Source organism: Flavobacterium sp. IC2-16, from assembly GCF_055521455.1.
In genome coordinates, this window is sequence record NZ_CM145480.1 from 2,169,436 (window position 1) to 2,190,813 (window position 21,378).

Genomic DNA, 21,378 nt, shown 5'->3' on the forward strand with positions numbered 1-21,378 from the left:
TTTAAATTAAACACCACTGTCTACTTTTACAATTGATAACGGGTTAAATGCACCATTTTTTAAAGAATACATCTGTCCGTTTACCTCTTGATAAAATTCAATACCTAATGTTAAAAATAAAGGTTTTGTCGAGTTTGTAGTAACCATATTGGTTTGACTGATAGCCGCTGTGGCTGTAGCATTCCAAGGTAAGATGGCAGTTTCCGAGAGATTCATTACATAGGTTTCATTCTCAAAATCAATTTCCGCGCCTCCGGATAAAATTTTGTAATGAGTTGTTCCACTAGGGGCAACGACCATGTTAGTAGGAATAAACGAAGGGATATCAATTTTAAGTTCCCCGGTTGCTCGGTCAATATTTGGTACAAAAGGAGCAAATAGGGTAGTGCCTAATTTTCCGCGAATATTGAATTCAAATCCTAAAAGTAATTCAGCTTCTCCATCAATTACATTGCGAAGTCCTCTCGGGCTGGTGGCATCCGCTTGAATTACCTTCATCATGCTTTGTGTTAATCGACTTACCATTCTGTGATCTGCAGAGTTAAGTAGAAGAGGGCGTAAAGCGGTTCGTAAAATCTTTCCGGCTTTTCCGGCTCTTCCAAATTCTGAACCGTTTTCACGAGTTCTTTGAAAAGCTGGATCGCTAGCAATTCGATTAGCATCAATACCACCTTTTTCACGTACTAAATAACCATCTCCGGATTTGTAAAAAGTAACATCTCCTATGGTACCTTTAATTTTAAATATGCCTTTCTGTCTGGCCATAATTTTTAATTTTTAAGTGAAACTTCATTTTGCTTTGAAATCAAAGTTGTTGCAACGGTTTTAATTTCATTCCAGGGCAAAAATTCAAATTATCCCGCTTAGTTTCATGTGATGTAGAGCATAACGGTACTAGTTGTACACAAATGGCACATAAAGACAAAGTGAGTATAAATGTCAACTCAATTTCCAAAGCATCACCTAAAACCGATGACTATTTTAGATATTTTAGCAGCAATTTTAGATTAAGTAAAATAGTTTAAGAAAGGATAGTTTACAGATAAGCCGTAGATAGTGTATGAAAAAAGCACCAAAAAGATTATGCATTTATCCCAAAGACGTACAAAGCATAACAGGAAAGAGTTACAGACAAAGTGCACGTTTATTACAAAAAATCAAGCAAGAGCAAAATAAATCAAAATTCAATCTAGTTAGTGTTGACGATTTTTGTGAGTATACAGGTTTGAGTAAGCAATTGGTTGATAGTTTTTTATGAAAATGGTTTTTCTCTAAAAAGTCACCAATTACTTCGTAAAGAGGCAGGTATTTCTTAAATTTGTTATTCCTCCTTTTATGTTTTACAATGATGTTGTGTTCATCACGATAGTTATTTGCGTAGTATTTATGAATCCCAAAAAGCATACTTATGAACGATATTGTTGAAATTAGAGAATTACAACTAGACGATTACAAACAACTTATTGAAACCATGGAAGCCGCCTATAAAAATTGGCGCGGGAATATTTGGTCTTTCAATTCGATAGACACACTTATAAAAAAATTTCCAGAAGGGCAATTTGTAGTTTGTTTTAACGATCAAATTGTTGGTTGTGCGTTGTCTATCATTGTGAATTACGAAAAATTTGGCGATAATCACACCTATAAAGATATTACTGGAAATTTTACTTTTTCTACTCATGATGAAAAAGGGGATGTGCTCTATGGCATAGAAGTTTTTATTCATCCGGATTACAGAGGAAAACGATTAGGAAGAAGACTTTATGATGTTCGTAAAGAGTTATGTGAAAAATTAAACTTAAAAGCCGTTGTTTTTGGAGGAAGAATCCCGAATTACCATCATCATGCTCAAGAAATGAGTCCCAAAGATTATATTATAAAAGTTAAACGAAAAGAAATATATGATCCGGTTTTGAGTTTTCAATTAAGTAACGATTTTCATGTGAAAAAAGTGCTTACCAATTATATGCCTGATGATGCTCAAAGTCGCGAATATGCAACCCTGCTACAATGGGATAATGTGTATTTTGATGATGTTGAAATCGAACTTAAACGAATTACGCGTAACGTTCGTTTGGGGATGATACAATGGGGGATGAGGTATTACAATTCGTTGGAGCAAATGTTTACACAGGCGGAGTATTTTATTGACTCAGTATCGTCGTATAAGTCGGATTTTGCTGTTTTTCCTGAGTTTTTTAATGCGCCTATGATGGCGTTGCTAGAAAGTAAAGATGAAGCCGATGCCATGCGTCAATTATCGGAATACACCGAACAAATTCGGGATCAATTTAGCGAATGGGCAATTAAATATAATGTTAATATCATTACAGGGAGTATGCCTTTTATGGAAGGAAACCGACTTAAAAATGTTGGTTTTTTGTGTCATCGAAATGGTAAGATCGATATATATGAAAAAATTCATATTACTCCCGATGAAGAAAAATATTGGGGATTAAAAGGAGGAGACACGATAAAAGCATACGATACAGACGCGGGTAAAATAGGTATATTAATTTGTTATGATGTGGAATTTCCGGAATTAGCCCGATTGCTTTCAGAAGATAGAATTCAAATTTTGTTTGTGCCTTTTTTAACAGATACGCACAATGCGTATATGAGAGTTCGTCATTGCGCTGCAGCACGAGCCATTGAAAATGAATGTTTTGTTGCCATCACAGGAAGTGTTGGAAACCTGCCGCAAGTTGAAGCTATGGATTTACATTATTCGCAAGCTGTAGTTTTTACACCTTGTGATTTTGCTTTTCCGTTCAACGGAATAAAAAGTGAAGCCACAGCTAATACCGAGATGGTTCTTATTTCGGATATTGATTTAGGTTTGCTGGAAAATCTTCATTTTCACGGAAGTGTTAAAAATTTATTGGACAAACGTACCGATTTGTATTCCATTCAATTTAAAGTAAATGGAGAAACTCCCAACGGTTTAAATAGCAACATCACATAAGTTGTTTGGTATTGTTTTAGTATGTTTCTGAATAGAATTATGATGTTTTAAAGTCGTGAAATCTGTTTTTTAAATAAAGTATTTCTTAATAAATACAATAATTTAAAAATAAAAGAAAATCTATCTAAAAAATTTATGATAGCAAAACAGAAATAATTACTTTTGGAGCGATTAAAAATCAGAAATATACACTTTTGAATTATGGTTAAAGATTTATTTGAAAGAATACAAAACAATAAAGGTCCGTTAGGAAAATGGGCTTCTCAAGCAGAAGGATATTATGTGTTTCCTAAGTTGGAAGGTGAGTTGGGACCAAGAATGCAATTTCATGGTAAAGAGATTTTAAACTGGTCGATTAATGACTATTTAGGATTGGCAAATCATCCTGAAGTTCGTAAAGCAGATGTTGAAGCAGCACAAAAATACGGAGCAGCTTATCCAATGGGAGCACGTATGATGTCTGGACATACCAATTATCATGAGCAATTAGAAAGAGAATTGGCTGCTTTTGTAATGAAAGAATCAGCTTATTTGCTAAATTTTGGATACCAAGGCATGGTGTCTATTATTGATGCATTGGTTACTAAAAACGATATTATTGTATACGATGTAGATTCTCATGCTTGTATTATTGATGGGGTTCGTTTGCATATGGGAAAACGTTTTACCTACAAGCACAACGACCTTGAAAGTATGGAGAAAAACCTGCAACGTGCTACAAAAATGGCAACGGAAACAGGTGGTGGAATTTTATTCATTACAGAAGGTGTTTTCGGAATGCGTGGTCAACAAGGAAAATTAAAAGAGATTGTTGCCATGAAAGAAAAATACAATTTCCGTTTATTGGTTGACGATGCACATGGTTTCGGTACACTTGGTAAAACAGGTGCTGGTGCTGGTGAAGAGCAAGGTTGTCAAGACGGAATTGATGTGTATTTCTCTACGTTTGCTAAATCGATGGCAAATATTGGAGCTTTTGTTGCTGCCGATAAAGATATAATTGATTATTTAAAATACAATTTGCGTTCACAAATGTTTGCTAAAGCATTGCCAATGATTCAAACAATTGGTTCACTGAAACGTTTGGAATTGTTGCGTAATTCATCTGAAATTAAAGATAAATTATGGGTTAATGTAAATGCATTACAAAGCGGATTAAAAGCTAGAGGATTTAATATTGGCGATACCAATACTTGTATTACTCCAGTATACCTTGAAGGATCTATTCCTGAAGCTATGGTAATGGTAAATGATTTGCGTGAAAACTACGGAATCTTCTTGTCTATAGTAGTGTATCCAGTTATTCCTAAAGGAATTATTTTATTGCGTATGATTCCTACAGCTTCTCATACTCAAAAAGATATCGACGAAACGTTAGCTGCTTTTGAGGCTATTCGTGAGAAATTAGTTAACGGAACCTACAAAGCAATTGCTGAAAAAACTACAGTAGATGTTTCTGCAGAATAGTTTTTGAATTATAAAATAAAAAAGGCAGCTTATTAAGCTGCCTTTTTTATTTTCAGAATATATTATAAATCCATTCGGTATGTTCTTCTTTTTTTGTGAATGGTTGGGTTAAAGTTTTTCCACAAATTATGAATGGCATGATTTTCTTCTAATTCGGCAGTTCTAATACAGTTTTTAATTCCCTTATCTTTAAAAACGCGGTAGTATTCTTCAAATATTAAAGCAGTTAAACCCCTGCTTTGGTATTCGGGTAAGATTCCAATTAAATAGAATACAACATTCTTCGAATTATTTTTTGCGTTTAACAAATGCCAAAATCCAAATGGGAATAATTTTCCTTTTGTTTTTTGAAGTGCCTCTGCAAAATCGGGCATTACAATAGAAAACGCAATCATTTTATTGTTTTCATCCAAAATAAATTTAATGTATTCGGGATTTATAAAACCAATATTTTTCTTTTTAATGTATTCTATTTGTTCAGGAGGAACTGGCACAAACGATTGTAGTTTTGCGTATGTAGTGTTGAATAAATCAAACATTTCATCTACATAAGGCATTATTTCGCTAGATTTTTGGAAGGTTTTTACACGTAATTTATAACGTTCCTTTATCATTTTACTAGCGCGCAAAAACATTTCCGGTTTTACATTGTCAAACGGGAAAACACTTTCAATAAATTGTTTGTCAACGGTTAAGCCTAATTGCTCAAAATGATCAATGTAATAAGGGTTGCTATACCAAGAAATCATGGTTCCAATTTCTTCAAATCCTTCACTTAAAACCCCAACTTTATCCAAATTTGAAAAACCTATCGGACCTTCCATGTGGTCCATTTTGTTTTCTTTTCCAAACGCGATAACTTTTTCTAATAATGCTTTAGTAACTTCAATGTCGTCTATCACATCAAACCACCCAAATCGCACTTTGTTTTTCTTGAGTATTTTAACTTCTTCCCAATTTATAATAGCCACAATTCGGCCAACAATTTTGTCATTTTTATATGCTAAGTAAAAATGCGCATCTGCGTGTTTAAAAACCGGATTTGTATTTTTATCAAAATTGGATAATTCTTCAGAAATTATTGGAGGAACCCAGTAAGTATTGTTTTTATATAGTTCGAAAGGAAACATTACAAAATCTTTCATTTCTTTTTTAGAACTAACTTCTTTTAGGGTAATCATATTTTTTTATTGAATTTCGTCTGTACGTTTTTTCTTTTTCTCCATAGCTTTTCCTTTAGAATCGCCTTTAACTTCTTTTCCTTCTTTGATTTCTATAGGCTTGTAATTTTTGTCGAATCGCCATGAAAAACCAGCAGCAAACCCCATAATTGAAGGCGTGTTTTTGAAGTTTGTATTTACAGATACGTCTACTTGCATGTTTTTCTTAAGTAAGAATGCACCACCGCCGCGTAAAACACTGTCTGCATACCAGTCGCTTTTATAACCTTGATTTTCGATATAAACCGACCATTGTTCTCCAACAGCACGACTTAACGTTAAAATATATCCATAAGAAGGATAATCGGTTATAAATTTATCGGCTATAATATTGGTGGTAAGTACCGTTTTATTACCAAAGTGATTTTGTAAAATAGCCATTACTTTCGGACTAAAACTTGGATCGGTTGGAAAAGTGAACGGATTATCGCCCAGATTGAAATTAGCTCCTGCATACACTCCAACGGCCGGTAGGAAGTTATGCCACTTTATACGGTGGTTGGCTTTCCAGCTGTATACGTTTACTTTTTCCTTGTAATTTTTCCACGGATCGTAAATTAAATATTTGGCACCTACGATTAGTTGTTTAAATCCACTTCGGGTTTCATTACCATAAGGTGTTTCGTATTTCGAATTTTGGTATTGCATTTCGGCAATAAATTCTAACTGTTCTAAAAATGCACCATAACGCAACGCTAAATCTAATCCGTATCCTTTAGCACTATAATCCAATAAATCGTGTTTTTCTTTGGTGAAATACAAGCCCGATTCTGCCTGAATAACCGTTTTTCCAATTGAGTAAGCTCCAAATGATTTTCCTGGACGGTTGGTGTTGATTTCTTCGGTATATTGCGCGTAGGTGATTGTGGATGTAAAAAGTAAAAAGGCAAGTACTTTTGATTTTATGTTTCGCATGATGGTATGTGTTTCGAATTATTATGCTTTCAAAAATAGCATTTTTATTATTATTTTAAGAATTCAAACCAATTTTTAAAGTTAGCTTTGCTTAAATTTGAGAAATTTTTGTTTGAATATGGAAACGGCATCTTTTACAGGATTAATACGTACACTACTTTGGTTATTTTTTATTTATTATGCACTGAAGTTCTTAATGAGACTTTTAGCTCCTTATCTTTTTCAGCAGGTAGTAAAAAAAGCTGAAGAAAATTTTAAGCAACAACAGCAGCATTATCAACAGCAACAATCACAGCAATATAGCCAACAATCTACTACTACAGAAATGCCCAAAGAGAAGAAAAAAGTAGGAGAGTATATTGATTTTGAAGAAATTGAATAAAAATTATAAAAACGAATAACAAGCCAGTTATTCGTTTTCTTTTTTTAAAGGGTTTTTATTGTTATTTTAGCCTGATTTTTAAGCTAATTCAGCACTATCTTATGAAAAACCTGAACAAGATTTATCCTTATTTATTAGTCGTTATAGGCTTCACGGTTATCTCCTTACTTTATTTTTATCCGGTAATGCAGGGTAAAAAAATATACCAAAGTGATATTGCACAATACACAGGTATGGCTAAGGAACAGAATGATTTTAGAAAAACAACCGGGGAAGAACCGTATTGGACAGACAGTGCTTTTGGAGGGATGCCAACCTATCAATTAGGGGCTAATTATCCACACAATTACATCAAAAAAATAGACGCAGTTTTTAGGTTTTTACCTAGACCGGCAGATTATTTATTTTTATATTTCCTTGGCTTTTTCGTTTTATTGCGAGTACTAAGGGTTGATACGCTTAAAGCCTTTTTTGGAGCCTTAGCCTTTGGTTTTTCTACGTACATGATTATTATTCTCGGAGTTGGTCATAATGCAAAAGCCCATGCGATTGCCTATATGCCAATGGTAGTATCTGGGGTAATTCTTGTGATGCGAAAAAGATATTTGGTTGGTGGCTTGGTTACAATGCTGGCTGCAGCTCTCGAAATCAACGCGAACCATTTTCAAATGACATATTATTTGTTGTTTTTACTTTTGGCAATTGTTGGGTATTATAAAATTCAGTATTTAAAAGAAAGAGATTTTAAAGGGCTATGGAAAGCCGCAGGTGTTTTTCTTGTAGCTGGAATTTTGGCAGTTGGTGTTAATGCAACCAATTTAATGACAACTTCAGAATACGCTAAGTATTCAACACGTAGCGATAGTGAACTTAGTTTTGCACCAGATGGTAAAAAAGCCGAAAATACGAATGCGATGTCATACGACTATATTACTGAGTATAGTTATGGTATAGCTGAAAGTTTAAATTTAATTGCGCCACGATTGTTTGGAGGTTCAAATCATGAAAGTGTTGGAGAAGGTTCTCCCATGTATGATTTTGTTCTGTCGCAAGGAGCAAGTCCATCTGAAGCAAAAGATTTTTCTTCGGCTGTACCAACCTATTGGGGAGATCAGCCTATAGTAGCCGCACCTGCATATATTGGTGCAATTGTTTTCTTTTTGTTTGTGTTATCCTTATTTATTGATAAACGTAAAGTAAAATATGCTTTCCTAGCTGGAGCAATTCTTTCATTATTGCTTTCATGGGGTAAATATTTCCCTTTATTAACCGACTTCTTTATTAATTACGTACCGATGTACAATAAATTCAGAGCGGTTTCTTCTATTCAAGTAATTTTAGAATTGTGTATGCCAGTTATGGCAATATTAGGATTACAGTCATTTTTTAAATCGGATGAAAAAGAACGTTTTGCTGCTTTATGGAAAACGGCTGCAGTAAGTTTAGGTATAATAGTTTTACTGTTTGTTTTTAAAGGCATGTTTAATTTTACCGGAGGTAGCGACCGTATGTACTTGCAAATGTATGGTGAAATGGGACCTCCATTTATAGATGCTTTAAAACTACAACGTCAGGAAATGTATACTTCCGATTTAATGCGTTCAGGAATTTTAATACTGCTTACAGCTGGAACATTATGGTTGTTCCTTAAAAATAAAGTATCAGAATTAAATGCAATACTTATTGTTGGGGTTTTAATGGTTGGTGATTTGTTTTTCATTGATAAAAATTATGTAAATAACGACAGCTTTGTTTCAGCTCGCCAAGCAGATTTACCTTTTGAAGCAACTCCGGCTGATGAACACATTTTAAAAGACACCACACATTATCGGGTTTTTGAAGTTGAAGGCGGAATGACTAGTGCAAGAGCTTCTTATTTTCACAATTCAATAGGAGGATATCATGCGGCAAAGCCTAGAAAAATGCAACAGCTATTCGATTATCAAATTGCAAAAAATAATATTGAGGCTTTGAATATGTTGAATGTGAAATACATTATTCAAAAAGACCAACAAGGACAAGATGTTCCTATGATAAATCCGAATGCAAATGGTAATGCTTGGTTTGTTTCAAAAGTGAAAGATGTGAACACTGCTGATGAAGAAATGAAAGCATTGGATAAATTAAAGTCTAAAGAAGAAGCTGTTATTAGTTTTGCTTCAAACGATGCTATGACAATAAAGTCAATGTCTGCTAACTTCAAAAAAGATTCTCTAGCAACAATTCAATTAAATTCATACAAACCAAACTATATAAAATATACATCAAACAATACCAATGCTGGTTTTGGAGTTTTCTCTGAAATCTATTATCCAAAAGGATGGATTGCTACTATTGACGGTAAAGAAGCAACCATTTTAAATGTTGATTATGTATTAAGAGGATTGAATATTCCGGCAGGAAAACACACCATCGAATTCAAATTTGAGCCACAAGTGGTAAAAACCGGAAGTATGATTTCCTTAGTCAGCTTCTTAGGAATGTTAGCACTTATTGGTGTCGGGATTTATATGGAAATAAGAAAACGTAAAGAAAACGAAGCATAATGCGAATACTTTTGTTAATAGCATTGGGCGGAGGCTTAGGTAGTGTTTTTCGGTACCTAACAGCCCAGTTTATTAATAAATACACACAGCTTTTTTTTCCGTATGCTACTTTTACAGCTAATATTTTAGGTTGTTTGTTGATTGGTATTTTTCTTGGGTTGTTAGAACGAAATAATATTACCAACTCCGATTTTAAATTCTTTTTAATCACAGGGTTTTGTGGTGGATTTACAACCTTTTCTACGTTTTCTAATGAAAATGTTCAGTTGCTGGAATCCAACCAAATAGGAACCGCATTACTGTATATTGGTTTGTCTGTGATTCTAGGATTGTCTGCAACTTGGACTGGATTAATGATTTCTAAATTATAAATGAAAAAAGTACTCATCATAACGTATTATTGGCCACCGGCTGGCGGACCTGGCGTACAACGTTGGTTGAAATTCGTAAAGTACTTACCCGATTTTAATATCGAGCCTATTGTTTATATTCCCGAAAACCCTACATATCCGTTACTAGACGAAAAGTTGCTTGCTGAAGTGCCTTCTAACGTAACGATTCTTAAAAATAAAATTATTGAGCCCTATGCTTGGGCTTCTGTTTTTTCTAAAAAAAGTACCAAAAAAATAAGTTCCGGTATTATTCCGAATCAAAAAAAACAATCGTTTATACAAAAAGCTATGCTTTGGGTTCGCGGTAATTTGTTCATTCCCGATGCCCGTGTGTTATGGGTAAAGCCATCAGTAAACTATCTTTCAAGATACATTCAAGAAAACGGAATTGATACTATAATTACAACCGGTCCACCACATAGTTTGCATCTAATCGGTTTGCAACTAAAAGAAAACCTAAATATTAAATGGATTGCAGATTTTCGTGATCCTTGGACAACCATTGGCTATCATAAGGCGTTAAAACTTTCTGATTCTTCAGCTAAAAAGCATAAAGAAATGGAAAACAAAGTGATGAATGCTGCCGATTTTCTTTTGGTAACTAGTCCAACAACTAAAAAAGAATTCGAAGCAATTACTACAAAGCCAATTCATGTTATTACCAATGGTTATGATGTCGAAAATGTTGGCCGACCCACCTTGGATGAAAAATTTTCGGTAGCTCACATTGGCTCATTTCTTTCGGAACGAAACCCAATCATACTTTGGCAAGCTGTTCGTGAACTTCTTGATGAAAATGAAAAATTTCGTCAATATTTTGAACTTAAATTACTTGGAGCAGTGAGTCAGGAAATTTTAGATTCCATATCCAAATTTCAGCTTTCCGATTATGTAAATAATTTGGGTTATGTTTCTCATGAAGAAGCGGTTATTCAGCAAAGAAAATCACAGGTTTTACTTTTGATTGAGATTGATTCCGATGAAACCAAGAGCATTATTCCAGGAAAATTATTTGAATATATGGTTTCCGAAAGACCAATTTTAGCCATTGGTCCTAAAGATGCCGATTTTTCAGTACTCCTTCAGCAAACCAATACAGGTGTTTTTTGCCTTTATCAAGAAAAAGATAAAGTGAAAGCTACACTACTTCAGTATTTTAATTTGTATTTAGAAAATAACCTAAAGGTCTTTCCTGTTGGATTACAGCAATATAGCCGAAAGAAGCTCACGGAGCATTTGGCAACTCTTCTTACATAATACTAGCTATTCTAAAAGAAATTTGTAAATTGTAAAGTATACTCCTTTATAATTAAATTTCATTTATGTCGGTTTCAAAAAAACTAAACGTATGGTATGCAACCGCAATTTGCGGTAATGATATCACTTCTTCTTGTTTGTATGTTTCAGCGTTAACAATTGTTGCTGCAGGTCAATACGCTTGGCTTGCTTTATTGTTTGTTGCTGTAGTACTTTACTTGTTTCGTAAAATTTATGGTGAAGTTGTAGGGGCATTACCTTTAAACGGAGGGGCATACAATGTGCTTTTAAATACTTCCAGTAAGAGTAATGCATCATTGGCCGCTTGTTTGACTATTTTGTCGTATATGGCCACAGCTGTAATTTCTGCGAGTGAAGCCATGCATTATTTACATCATATTTGGCCAGAGTTTAGCGTAAATATTGCTACTTTTTTGTTGTTGTTGCTTTTTCTCTGTTTAACCATTTTAGGAATTTCCGAAAGCGCAATAGTAGCATTGGTTATCTTTTTATTCCATTTAGCTACGATGACACTTTTAATAGGGTTTAGTATTTATTTTGTTTGCGAACATGGTTTTGGTGTTTTGAAAGATAATTTTACACTCCCAGTAGCCGGAGGTGGAATTCTAACGGCTTTATTTATGGGATTCAGTGCTGCAATGCTTGGAATTTCTGGGTTTGAAAGTTCTGCCAATTTTGTTGAAGAACAAGAACATGGTGTTTTTCCAAAAACACTTCGAAACATGTGGATAGCCGTTTCTGTGCTTAATCCGCTAATTGCATTTTTAGCTATTTGTGTTTTGCCTATTGGCGACGTTGGTGCTCATCAAAATTCATTGTTGAGTCATATTGGTACTTTAACAGGCGGAAGCAGGTTATCGATGTTAATTTCAATTAATGCGGTTACCGTGTTAAGTGGGGCAGTATTAACTTCTTTTGTTGGGGTTGGCGGTTTAATAAAACGTATGACTCTAGATAGAATTTTGCCACAGTTTTTTCTTAAAGAAAACAGTCGAGGAAGTAGTTACCGAATTTTAACGCTTTTCTTTTTAATGTGTGTGTCTGTATTGTTTGTAACTAATGGAGAACTTGGGCCATTGGCGGCAGTGTATACATTGTCGTTTTTAACGGTTATGGCCTTTTTTGCAATTGGAAATATGTTATTGAAGTTACGAAGAAGCAGGCTTCCCAGACCGGAATACGCCAGTAATTTTAGTGTTATTGTCGCATTATTTGCGGTTTTAATTGCATTGTATGGAAACATAAAATCGAATCCGCAATATTTGGTAACATTCCTTCAGTATTTTGCACCTACTATGTTATTGATTTATGCTATGCTCGGCAGAAAAGATATTATGGAATTTATAATGGAAACCATACAAAGTATGACTAGCAGTTATAGAAAATTAGCCATTGTGACCCAGCGTCGTATTCAAGTAGAAGTGAACAAGCTTCACGAGCAGGAATTTGTTTTCTTTTCTAAAGGAGATGATATTGCAACATTGAATAAGGTAATGATTTATGTTCAGGAAAATGAAATCACTAAAAAAATTAAGATTGTTACCATCTTGAAGGAAGGACAAGAACCCGATGTTGAATTCTTAAAAGATTTTAAAGTTTTGGACCGTGCCTATCCGCGAATTGATATGGAATATGTAACTCGCCTTGGTGTTTTCGGTCCCGAGTTAATAGAAGAGTTGAGCGCCGAGTGGAATGTACCTAAAAATTTCATGTTTATCAGTTCGCCTGGTGACCGATTTAGTTATCGTGTTGCCGAATTGGGAGGCGTTCGATTAATCTTATAAAAAAATCCGCGGAGCAATATTGTTCCGCGGATTTTTTAGATTAAAGGTTTAAAGGTTTGATATCACCAGATGCTGTAATAATATAGTAACGGTTGTTTCGGATGATGGTATTCTTTGGTAACTGATCTTCTTTCAATTTGATTTTAATCACCATATCGTAAAACAACTGAATTGTCGGTTCGGTGATTTCGGGATTCACTACAAAAGTGTGTGATTTCGCCAAGGCAGCATCGTAGAATTGTGTGGTGTTTTTCTTTACCTGATTTACTTGACTTTTTGGATCAAAATTAATGGAAGCCTGACTGTAAGCCGAATACGATTTGTAACTTTCCATAGGATAAATTGTATTGTAACCCTCGGTTAGTGTTTTTTCCTTTTTGAATAAATCGGTATTCATAATGGCGGAATAATTGGTAAGCATCTGTTTGTATTCTTCTAAAGCTTTTGCCTGGAGCAGATCTCGAATCTGATCTAAATTGTTGGTTACATAATCCACTTTTGCCATGTCGTAAATTTCTTGTTTAGCGCAAATGTTCATGATTTTGTTCAAATCGTTCGTGTTTTTATATTTGATGATGAGGTTTTTCTTTAGTTCAAAGCCGGATGGTTTTTCGTTGTAGGTTTTAGGATTGAAAATCTTTTTCTCTACTTCGTATTCGTAGGTCGGAATAAAGGTGATGATGTCAGCAACAACTTCAATATCTTTGTTGAATTCCTGTAGATCTTTAATCACTTTGCCAATGCGCTCATCAATTAGATTAGTAACTTCTTCAGCCGATTTTCCAATTTGCAGCACGCTGAAAACGGCTCGTTGTGCGGTTGCTTTTTCGTTGTAAATGCCTTTAATGTTAATCACCATTTCATAATCGTTGGAATAGGTGGTCTGAATGCTGTTTACTTCCCGATTCTGATACTGATTGTTGTAGTTGTAATTGCCCATTTCTTTTTTTGCATTTTCCGAATTTACATTCCCAGAATGTTGTGCTGTTACAGTCAAAAAAGAAGTAATAACGCATGCGAAGGTTAGCCATTTTGATTTCATAAAATTTTCTTTTAAAGGTTTGTATGGCAAATGTATTTTGGAAGGTAGCTTGGCGTGCTGTAAAACGGCTTTCAACTTACTGTAATGTTTTTTCAGTACATTTACAGTGCTTTTACAGTAAAAAAATCTAAGACACAACTACTTTTATAGCAGTTATTTATGACCGAATTGGACATGTTTTTTCAGTTGAAACAAAATGTTTTGGAAACGTACCAAAAACAGCATCCGTATTTTACCGGAAGTTGGAAAACGTTCAGTTCTCAGGATATTTTTAACTTGATAGATGCCATTCAGTTGTCAACAAAACAATCGGTAAGTGAGAAGTGGGTTTATACGCATCTGAAACCGGAACAGAATGAAAAGCTACCCCGAAAAGACATGTTGGACATTCTAAGCCAATATGCAGGTTTTTCAGGTTGGGACGAGTTTAAATTTCAGCATCAGGAACTTCAAAAGCCGGGAGAAAAATCGGTGGTGGTAGTGCCAAAGGCTAACAAGTATAAAATGTATTATGCAGTAGGCATTTTTCTTTTGGGTATTGGAGTTACTATTTTCTTGCTTGAAAATTTTGGTTCAGATACGAAAGCAATTGAATTACAAGACACATTTACCAAAGAGAAAATTGCGACCGATGAAATAAAAGTATTTGTAGTAGAAGATTCTGTTGAAAAAGCAATTCCGATGCATAATGGTGTTTTAGAAGTTCCGAAAAAGGCAAAAGTGGTTTTGAAAAGTCCTTTTTATGAAAGTAAAAAAGTTACGATGAGTTCCAATTCGGAAGCTCAGATTATTGAGCTGAAACCCGATGACTATGGGATGATGTTAAAAGCATTCATGCAATCTGACATTAAAGACTGGGAGATTCGGAAAAAGCAATTGGAGATGATTTTATCGGATAACCTTGAAGTAATGGTGATGTTGAAAAATAATTTGGGCGTGGAATATTTCGATAAAAAAGAATTTACCCAACAATTGATTGTGCCAACACCATCTATTAAAAATCTTAAAATTGTGGTTTTGGAAAAAGACAATGAAAATAAAATTTCACTAATCCGATTAATTCAGCAATAAAATGAAACAGGTTTTTACGATACTTTTAGGAATGGTTTCGGTGGTGAGTTTCGGACAGAATATTTCAAATAAGGAAGTGAATACCGAGACGGCAGTGAATAAAAAAATGGCAAAGCAAACCATTCAGAACGCTTTTACTGGCGCTACCGTTTCCGTATATCAAGACAATGCTGAAACGAAAATTAAAGACTTATACTCTTATTTGCAATTGCTTTCCGGCAATGAATCTGAAGCATTTAAAGCAGAAGTTGTTGGAAATATTAAAACCCTTTTTGGAACAGCTTCTGTTGCGATGGACAATATTGTTACAGAATCCAATTCTAAAATTACTCTAGATGCATTATTACAAGAACTTAAAACATCGAAACATACAATAGAATTTTTAGGAATTGAGAAAAAAAATGTACAAGAAAACAGTTTTATTTTTGGGTATTCTGTTTTGGTTGATGGACAAAAAAAGTATGTTCAACAACAAGTTTTTTTCTATCCAATGCAAAAGCAATTTGGGAATAGAACAAAAGAAGTTTGGGTGTTTACACTAGGACCAATTATGAAATAAAAAAATCCCACTAACATTTCTGCTTCGTGGGATTCTAACCAAACTAACCAACCTAATTTTACTTATGATCTTTTGTTTTTTTCAACAACAGATTTCTCGTCTTTTTTAATGGCATCAATGTCTTCTTTGCTCATTTTTGCCTTTGTACCATCGGCTTTGTAATAGTAGTAATCGTCTTCATTGTAACCTGATCCACTATCGTAACCGTAGTCGTAATCGTTATAGCCATTGTTATTTCCATATCCGTTTCCATATCCGTTTCCATTTCCATAACCAGATCCGTATCCTGTAGTGTATGGCATGTATGTATACCCATTATTTGCTGCATTTACAAAACCAATAATGTCTATGATGTGACCTCTTCTGTTGTATAGAATACGTAGTCCTCCAACTTGTGACAGCGCAAAACTGTTATAGCTCATATAGACAGAACCTACTCGTTTAACTCGGTTGAAACCATCGTAGTTGATGAATACATTTCCAACACGACGTACACGTCCGAAATTATCATGCTCTACACGAACACCATAGTTAGAAGGTCCGTAATATGTTGAATATACTCCAGGGGCTCCGTAAGTTGCGTTTACAGCACCTCTGCGGGGTCCAGAAGGTCTAGTGTTGAAATCGAATTCTCCATTTGGAAAAACGTAAAACTCAATTCCTCGTTCCATAAATTTGATAGGCTCTGCGTTACGATAATCAATATCGTAATGGTATCCTCTTCCGTTGTTGTCAGAAAAAACAGGATTTTCTGACGCATAAGCCATACTTCCTGCCAGGAAGATGCTGGCTACTACAAGTGTAATTTTTTTCATGACATTTTAATTTAAATCTTTTGCTTACTCTTTCGATTTTCAGCTTACTCGAACTTGAATACTATCTTGTTGATTAGTACTATCCAATTTGCGTGCCAAAAAAATAAAACAGCATTTATAATTTAATGTCAATGAATGTATCTTGTTGATTTTTAATATGTTATTTACGAAAAAATATTTATAAAAGAGTTGATGGAAAATTAAAATGTTCAGATTTGTATTTTTTCTGCGAAAGCAATTATATGACCATCCAAATCACTTAAATAACAAACACGATCACCCCAATTTCTATCTTCAACAGGGCTAATTACTGTGGCTCCGGATTTAATTGCGTTTGTAAATTCAAAATGGATGTCTTTTACATAAAAATAAAGTTCACATCTTGGAATACCGTTTCCTTTTTCAGGATGGGGTGTTTTATTCATCAAAATTTTGGCAATTCCGCTGTTAGGCATTAATCCTATTTTTAAAGTATCGGATAATTGAAATTCGGTCATTCCAGGAACTTCTAGGGAGGGTTTGCATCTAAATAATGCTTCGTAAAAGCGAGAGGATTTATGTTGGTCATCTACATATAATATAAATTCGGAGCCTAAAATTTGATTCATAAGGAATTATTTAAAAAATTAAACAAAAATGTATTGATATGTTTTAAAAAATATTACATTCGTGTACCAAACTAACTAACTTAACTAAAAAGCTAACAAAAATGAAGTTTTCTACCCAAAAACTTTGGTTGTTATCTGTTGTGCTGTTTTGTACTCAGATGATAAATTCGCAAACATTTATTCAGGCATACGCCGATGTTGTAAATCAAACCCAGCAATCCAATATTACAACAAATTTAACTGAATTTGAAGCATTAGGAGTGAAGCGAAAAGGAACTGCAGCTTTGCAAAATGCATTAGATTGGTTGAAAGCAAAATATTTAAGTTATGGATACAGTGCTGGTCAAATGGTGGAGGATTCGTATTCATACTCTGGCTATACTTGTAAAAATTTAGTTCTAACAAAAGTAGGAACTTTGTATCCCAATACTTATGTAATTGTTTGTGGTCATTATGATTCTATTGTAGGTACAGGAACTAACGACAACGGAAGTGGAACGGCAATTTTATTAGAAATGGCTCGTTTGCTTCAAAATATCCCAACGGAATATTCCATTAAGTTTATCAATTTTAGTGGAGAAGAAGATGGCCTTTATGGGAGTCAGCATTTTGTATCCTCGGTAGTGAATGGTACTTCTCCTAAAATGGATATCCGTTTGGTTTTTAATATTGATGAGGTTGGGGGAAGATCTGGAATGGTAAACAATTCTATAAATTGTGAAAGAGATAATAGTAGTACACCCAGTACAAACAATGCTGCATCGTTGACTAAAACACAAGAATTAATGAATTGTGTGAGTTTGTATTCACCCTTAACGCCAGTTTTAAATGTGGCGTATGCATCAGATTATATGCCTTTTGAAGACAACAACGAAATTATAACTGGTTTTTACGAAGTGAATCAAACGCCTTATGCACATACATCAAATGACTTGTTGGTTAACATGGATCCAGTTTATGTTTTTAATGTTTCTAAAGCAGCAACAGGAGCTACGATGCATTTTGCTATTGCCAGCACAACTTTAGCTAATGAGGATTTTAATGCGAATTTTCAATTGAGCTTTTTTCCAAATCCGGTTAAAGGTAAATTAAATATCGATTTAGGAACGTTATCGGTTTCAGATTATACATTTTCTATTGTAGACAGCACTGGTAAAGTTGTGTTTACAAAAGAAGTATCAAACGCAAAACAACTTGAAACTATTGATATTTCACATTTGAATTCTGGAATATATCTAGGTGTTTTGGATTCGGATGATAAGCATATAACCAAAAAAATTATAGTTAATTAAATAAAAAAGGTAGTTGAAAATCAGCTACCTTTTTTATATTTTCTTTCAGTTGAATCAGTCGAAACAAGATAAAAGCGTTTACTTAATTAAATGTTTTATAGTTTTTCTTTTAAATAAGAACCGGTAACCGATTTTTTGTTTTTTGCTATTTCTTCTGGAGTTCCAAAAGCCATTAGAGTACCTCCATTTTCACCGCCTTCCGGTCCAATATCAATAATGTAATCGGCACATTTGATTAAATCAAGATTGTGTTCAATTACAATAATCGAATGTCCTTTATCGAGAAGTGCGTCAAACGAAGCTAATAGTTTTTTTATATCGTGAAAATGCAATCCGGTTGTAGGTTCATCAAACACAAACAATGCTTTTTCTTTCGTTGCTCCTTTTACTAAAAATGAAGCTAGCTTAATGCGTTGTGCTTCACCACCTGAAAGGGTAGACGATGACTGTCCAAGTTGTACATACCCTAAACCTACATCCTGCAAAGGCTGTATTTTTTGAGTAATTTTTGTTTGTTTGTGAGTATTGAAAAACACGATAGCCTCATCTATTGTCATGGTGAGAATGTCATCAATGTTTTTTCCTTCGAAGTTAACTTCTAAAATTTCTTTTTTGAAACGTTTTCCGTTGCACGTTTCACACTCCAAATGTACATCGGCCATGAATTGCATTTCGATGGTAACTTCACCATCACCTTTACAAGTTTCGCATCGGCCACCATCTACATTAAAAGAAAAGTGTTTAGGCTGGTAACCGCGCATTTTCGAAATTTGTTGTTTCGAAAATAAATCACGGATATCGTCATACGCTTTAATATACGTAACCGGATTAGAACGCGAACTTCTTCCAATTGGATTTTGATCTACATATTCAATGTGTTTGATATGCGAATAATTTCCTCGTAAATCTGTAAACTGACCTGCTTTTTCACCCACACCTTCCAGTTTTTTCTGTATGGCAGGGAATAATATTTTTTTAACTAAAGTACTTTTTCCGCTTCCAGAAACTCCTGTAATCACAGTCAAGCATTCTAGTGGGAATGTGACATCGATGTTTTTTAAGTTGTTTTCACGAGCACCAATAATGTCAATATGATTTTTGAATTTCCTTCTGTTTTTAGGAACTTCAATTTCCATTTTACCATTAAGGTATTTAGCAGTTAAAGTATCGGCTTTTAGTATTTCTTCGTAAGTACCTTGAGCAACAAGTTCACCGCCTAATGTACCAGCTTCTGGACCAATATCTATAATCATATCGGCAGCTTTCATAATGTCTTCGTCGTGTTCAACTACAATAACGGTATTGCCTAAATTGCGAAGGTTTTCTAAAACTTTAATAAGGCGTTCGGTGTCCTTAGGGTGTAGTCCAATACTTGGTTCATCGAGAATATACATCGAACCCACTAGACTACTTCCCAGTGAAGTTGCTAAGTTAATTCGTTGCGATTCACCACCCGAAAGTGTTGCTGAATTTCTGTTTAAGGTAAGATAGTTTAAACCCACTTCATCTAAAAATCGCAAGCGGTTGTTGATTTCTAATAAAAGACGTTTAGCAACTTTTTCATCGTATTCCGATAACGAAAGTTCTTTGAAGAAGCCAATCAGATTTTTTATCGGTAGGTCTACTAAATCGGAAATGGTTTTTCCACCTACAAAAACATAGTTGGCCTCTTGACGCAAACGTTTTCCTCGGCAAACATTACATTTTGTTTTTCCACGGTAACGGGATAACATTACTCGATTTTGAATTTTATAATTTTTCTCTTCCAATTCCTGAAAGAAAGCATTTAATCCTACAAAATATTTGTTTCCTTTCCAGATTAAATCTTTGTGTTCTTGTATTAATTCGAAATAAGGTTTGTGAATTGGGAAATCAAAATGATGGCTATTATTTACCAATTGATCACGGTACCATCCCATACTTTCTCCTCGCCATGGATAAATAGCGTTTTCATAGACAGAAAGTGCGGTGTTGGGTACAACTAATTCTTCGTCTATTCCTATGATGTTTCCGTAGCCTTCACATTTTGGACAAGCTCCAAAAGGATTGTTGAAACTGAATAAATGAATATTTGGCTCTAAAAACGTTATTCCGTCCAACTCAAAATTCGAACTGAATGTAAATTTGTTTTCTGTATTTAGTTCCTGAAGATAACATTCGCCTTTACCTTCGTAAAAAGCTGTTTGAACAGCATCGGCTAATCGGTTAAAAAATTCTTCATCATCTTTTACCACAATTCGGTCAATGATTAGAAGAACGTTTTTATGGTCTAAAGTATGTTGGTCGATTTCATCCAAACGAATCATCTCGTTGTTAACCAATATTCTAGAGAAACCTTGTTGCAAAAGCACCTTAAGTTTGTCTTCAAGTTTTCTGCCATCTTCTAAATGAATAGGCGATAGGAGTAACCATTTGCTATCAGGTGTTAACTGCTTAACTTGATTTATAACATCGCTAACGGTATGTTTTTTAACTTCTAAACCCGAAACAGGAGAAAAAGTCTTCCCAATACGAGCATACAACAATTTTAAATAATCGTATATTTCAGTTGATGTTCCAACTGTTGATCGCGCATTTGTTGTATTTACCTTTTGTTCGATGGCAATAGCAGGGGCAATTCCTTTGATGTATTCTACTTTTGGTTTGTCTAATCGGCCAAGAAATTGTCGGGCATACGACGATAAACTTTCTACATAGCGGCGCTGACCTTCTGCGTATAAGGTATCGAAAGCTAAACTTGATTTCCCGGAACCAGAAAGCCCGGTAACTACTACAAGTTTGTTTCTAGGTATGGCAACATCTACATTTTTTAAATTGTGTAGCTGTGCGCCTTTAATGATTATGTTTTTTTTAGGTTCTAGTGTTGTGATGTCGGTTTTCATAGAAAAAGTCGATGAACCGCAAAGATAAGCAAAATAGCGCTTTTAATAAATTGAGATGAATCTTTTTGCTGTGGAAATAAATGTAATACATTGTCGAAAAAGTTGCTTTTTTGATAGGTTAATTTTTCGTTTTCTGATTATTTTATTGTAAAATGTGTTA

The 21,378-nt window shown here is 34.4% G+C and carries 18 protein-coding genes; 11 read left to right on the top strand and 7 right to left on the bottom strand.

Translation table 11 applies throughout. The features are described from left to right. Positions 1 to 6 precede the first annotated feature (6 nt). A complete protein-coding gene (locus ACZ1JT_RS09900; protein WP_465093659.1) occupies positions 7 to 765 on the bottom strand; it encodes a hypothetical protein in 759 nt (252 codons plus the stop codon). A 295-nt stretch (positions 766 to 1,060) separates the two neighbouring features. On the opposite strand from ACZ1JT_RS09900, the gene ACZ1JT_RS09905 reads away from it, so the two are divergent. The 3 genes from ACZ1JT_RS09905 (at position 1,061) to ACZ1JT_RS09915 (ending at position 4,432) form a co-directional block, all read left to right on the top strand. After that, on the top strand, positions 1,061 to 1,258 hold the full coding sequence (locus ACZ1JT_RS09905) for a hypothetical protein (protein WP_465093660.1): 198 nt from the start codon (positions 1,061 to 1,063) through the stop codon (positions 1,256 to 1,258). Between the two features lie 150 nt (positions 1,259 to 1,408). Continuing rightward, positions 1,409 to 2,965, top strand: coding sequence for a GNAT family N-acetyltransferase (locus ACZ1JT_RS09910; RefSeq protein ID WP_465093661.1), 1,557 nt, complete (start codon positions 1,409 to 1,411; stop codon positions 2,963 to 2,965). Between the two features lie 201 nt (positions 2,966 to 3,166). Further along, the gene (locus ACZ1JT_RS09915) at positions 3,167 to 4,432 is read left to right on the top strand and encodes an aminotransferase class I/II-fold pyridoxal phosphate-dependent enzyme (protein WP_465093662.1); all 1,266 of its coding nucleotides are present in this window, start codon (positions 3,167 to 3,169) and stop codon (positions 4,430 to 4,432) included. A gap of 62 nt (positions 4,433 to 4,494) precedes the next feature. Here ACZ1JT_RS09915 and ACZ1JT_RS09920 read toward each other — a convergent pair whose 3' ends face one another. Next, complete coding sequence (locus tag ACZ1JT_RS09920; RefSeq protein WP_465093663.1) at positions 4,495 to 5,613, bottom strand: GTP cyclohydrolase; 1,119 nt, start codon at positions 5,611 to 5,613, stop codon at positions 4,495 to 4,497. Positions 5,614 to 5,619: 6 nt separating this feature from the next. Then, positions 5,620 to 6,567: a transporter gene (locus tag ACZ1JT_RS09925; protein WP_465093664.1), complete on the bottom strand. Its 948-nt coding sequence runs from the start codon at positions 6,565 to 6,567 to the stop codon at positions 5,620 to 5,622. 118 nt (positions 6,568 to 6,685) lie between these two features. Here ACZ1JT_RS09925 and ACZ1JT_RS09930 point away from each other — a divergent pair, with 118 nt between their 5' ends. The 5 genes from ACZ1JT_RS09930 to ACZ1JT_RS09950 all read left to right on the top strand — a co-directional run bounded on the left by ACZ1JT_RS09930 (position 6,686) and on the right by ACZ1JT_RS09950 (position 12,949). Then, on the top strand, positions 6,686 to 6,949 hold the full coding sequence (locus ACZ1JT_RS09930) for a hypothetical protein (RefSeq protein ID WP_465093665.1): 264 nt from the start codon (positions 6,686 to 6,688) through the stop codon (positions 6,947 to 6,949). A 101-nt stretch (positions 6,950 to 7,050) separates the two neighbouring features. After that, positions 7,051 to 9,495, top strand: coding sequence for a YfhO family protein (locus ACZ1JT_RS09935; protein ID WP_465093666.1), 2,445 nt, complete (start codon positions 7,051 to 7,053; stop codon positions 9,493 to 9,495). Further along, a complete protein-coding gene (crcB, locus tag ACZ1JT_RS09940; RefSeq protein WP_465093667.1) occupies positions 9,495 to 9,866 on the top strand; it encodes a fluoride efflux transporter CrcB in 372 nt (123 codons plus the stop codon). Before ACZ1JT_RS09935 ends, crcB begins: the two co-directional genes overlap by 1 nt. Next, the gene (locus tag ACZ1JT_RS09945; RefSeq protein ID WP_465093668.1) at positions 9,867 to 11,144 is read left to right on the top strand and encodes a glycosyltransferase family 4 protein; all 1,278 of its coding nucleotides are present in this window, start codon (positions 9,867 to 9,869) and stop codon (positions 11,142 to 11,144) included. It abuts the gene before it with no gap. A 65-nt stretch (positions 11,145 to 11,209) separates the two neighbouring features. Beyond that, entirely contained in the window at positions 11,210 to 12,949 is a 1,740-nt protein-coding gene (locus tag ACZ1JT_RS09950) for an APC family permease (protein ID WP_465093669.1), read from the top strand. A gap of 40 nt (positions 12,950 to 12,989) precedes the next feature. On the opposite strand, the gene ACZ1JT_RS09955 is transcribed toward ACZ1JT_RS09950, so the two are convergent. Further along, complete coding sequence (locus tag ACZ1JT_RS09955; RefSeq protein ID WP_465093670.1) at positions 12,990 to 13,991, bottom strand: SIMPL domain-containing protein; 1,002 nt, start codon at positions 13,989 to 13,991, stop codon at positions 12,990 to 12,992. A 159-nt stretch (positions 13,992 to 14,150) separates the two neighbouring features. On the opposite strand from ACZ1JT_RS09955, the gene ACZ1JT_RS09960 reads away from it, so the two are divergent. Both ACZ1JT_RS09960 and ACZ1JT_RS09965 read left to right on the top strand, forming a co-directional pair. Next, positions 14,151 to 15,062, top strand: a complete 912-nt coding sequence (locus ACZ1JT_RS09960) for a hypothetical protein (RefSeq protein WP_465093671.1) — start codon at positions 14,151 to 14,153, stop codon at positions 15,060 to 15,062. A gap of 1 nt (position 15,063) precedes the next feature. Further along, on the top strand, positions 15,064 to 15,621 hold the full coding sequence (locus ACZ1JT_RS09965) for a hypothetical protein (RefSeq protein WP_465093672.1): 558 nt from the start codon (positions 15,064 to 15,066) through the stop codon (positions 15,619 to 15,621). A 62-nt stretch (positions 15,622 to 15,683) separates the two neighbouring features. Here ACZ1JT_RS09965 and ACZ1JT_RS09970 read toward each other — a convergent pair whose 3' ends face one another. Together ACZ1JT_RS09970 and ACZ1JT_RS09975 are read right to left on the bottom strand one after the other, a co-directional pair. Next, entirely contained in the window at positions 15,684 to 16,436 is a 753-nt protein-coding gene (locus tag ACZ1JT_RS09970) for a hypothetical protein (protein ID WP_465093673.1), read from the bottom strand. A gap of 209 nt (positions 16,437 to 16,645) precedes the next feature. After that, the gene (locus ACZ1JT_RS09975) at positions 16,646 to 17,044 is read right to left on the bottom strand and encodes a VOC family protein (protein ID WP_465093674.1); all 399 of its coding nucleotides are present in this window, start codon (positions 17,042 to 17,044) and stop codon (positions 16,646 to 16,648) included. A gap of 101 nt (positions 17,045 to 17,145) precedes the next feature. On the opposite strand from ACZ1JT_RS09975, the gene ACZ1JT_RS09980 reads away from it, so the two are divergent. Then, positions 17,146 to 18,336 carry a M28 family peptidase gene (locus tag ACZ1JT_RS09980; RefSeq protein WP_465093675.1) on the top strand — a complete coding sequence of 397 codons (1,191 nt, stop codon included), beginning with the start codon at positions 17,146 to 17,148 and terminating at the stop codon, positions 18,334 to 18,336. Positions 18,337 to 18,431: 95 nt separating this feature from the next. On the opposite strand, the gene uvrA is transcribed toward ACZ1JT_RS09980, so the two are convergent. Beyond that, the gene (uvrA, locus tag ACZ1JT_RS09985) at positions 18,432 to 21,218 is read right to left on the bottom strand and encodes an excinuclease ABC subunit UvrA (protein WP_465093676.1); all 2,787 of its coding nucleotides are present in this window, start codon (positions 21,216 to 21,218) and stop codon (positions 18,432 to 18,434) included. Positions 21,219 to 21,378 lie beyond the last annotated feature (160 nt).

Bases quoted from the DNA above. Each gene is read 5' to 3' on its own strand.
- ACZ1JT_RS09900 (WP_465093659.1), bottom strand. From the start codon at position 765: ATGGCCAGACAGAAAGGCATATTTAAAATTAAAGGTACCATAGGAGAT.
- ACZ1JT_RS09905 (WP_465093660.1), top strand. From the start codon at position 1,061: ATGAAAAAAGCACCAAAAAGATTATGCATTTATCCCAAAGACGTACAA.
- ACZ1JT_RS09910 (WP_465093661.1), top strand. From the start codon at position 1,409: ATGAACGATATTGTTGAAATTAGAGAATTACAACTAGACGATTACAAA.
- ACZ1JT_RS09915 (WP_465093662.1), top strand. From the start codon at position 3,167: ATGGTTAAAGATTTATTTGAAAGAATACAAAACAATAAAGGTCCGTTA.
- ACZ1JT_RS09920 (WP_465093663.1), bottom strand. From the start codon at position 5,613: ATGATTACCCTAAAAGAAGTTAGTTCTAAAAAAGAAATGAAAGATTTT.
- ACZ1JT_RS09925 (WP_465093664.1), bottom strand. From the start codon at position 6,567: ATGCGAAACATAAAATCAAAAGTACTTGCCTTTTTACTTTTTACATCC.
- ACZ1JT_RS09930 (WP_465093665.1), top strand. From the start codon at position 6,686: ATGGAAACGGCATCTTTTACAGGATTAATACGTACACTACTTTGGTTA.
- ACZ1JT_RS09935 (WP_465093666.1), top strand. From the start codon at position 7,051: ATGAAAAACCTGAACAAGATTTATCCTTATTTATTAGTCGTTATAGGC.
- crcB (WP_465093667.1), top strand. From the start codon at position 9,495: ATGCGAATACTTTTGTTAATAGCATTGGGCGGAGGCTTAGGTAGTGTT.
- ACZ1JT_RS09945 (WP_465093668.1), top strand. From the start codon at position 9,867: ATGAAAAAAGTACTCATCATAACGTATTATTGGCCACCGGCTGGCGGA.
- ACZ1JT_RS09950 (WP_465093669.1), top strand. From the start codon at position 11,210: ATGTCGGTTTCAAAAAAACTAAACGTATGGTATGCAACCGCAATTTGC.
- ACZ1JT_RS09955 (WP_465093670.1), bottom strand. From the start codon at position 13,991: ATGAAATCAAAATGGCTAACCTTCGCATGCGTTATTACTTCTTTTTTG.
- ACZ1JT_RS09960 (WP_465093671.1), top strand. From the start codon at position 14,151: ATGACCGAATTGGACATGTTTTTTCAGTTGAAACAAAATGTTTTGGAA.
- ACZ1JT_RS09965 (WP_465093672.1), top strand. From the start codon at position 15,064: ATGAAACAGGTTTTTACGATACTTTTAGGAATGGTTTCGGTGGTGAGT.
- ACZ1JT_RS09970 (WP_465093673.1), bottom strand. From the start codon at position 16,436: ATGAAAAAAATTACACTTGTAGTAGCCAGCATCTTCCTGGCAGGAAGT.
- ACZ1JT_RS09975 (WP_465093674.1), bottom strand. From the start codon at position 17,044: ATGAATCAAATTTTAGGCTCCGAATTTATATTATATGTAGATGACCAA.
- ACZ1JT_RS09980 (WP_465093675.1), top strand. From the start codon at position 17,146: ATGAAGTTTTCTACCCAAAAACTTTGGTTGTTATCTGTTGTGCTGTTT.
- uvrA (WP_465093676.1), bottom strand. From the start codon at position 21,218: ATGAAAACCGACATCACAACACTAGAACCTAAAAAAAACATAATCATT.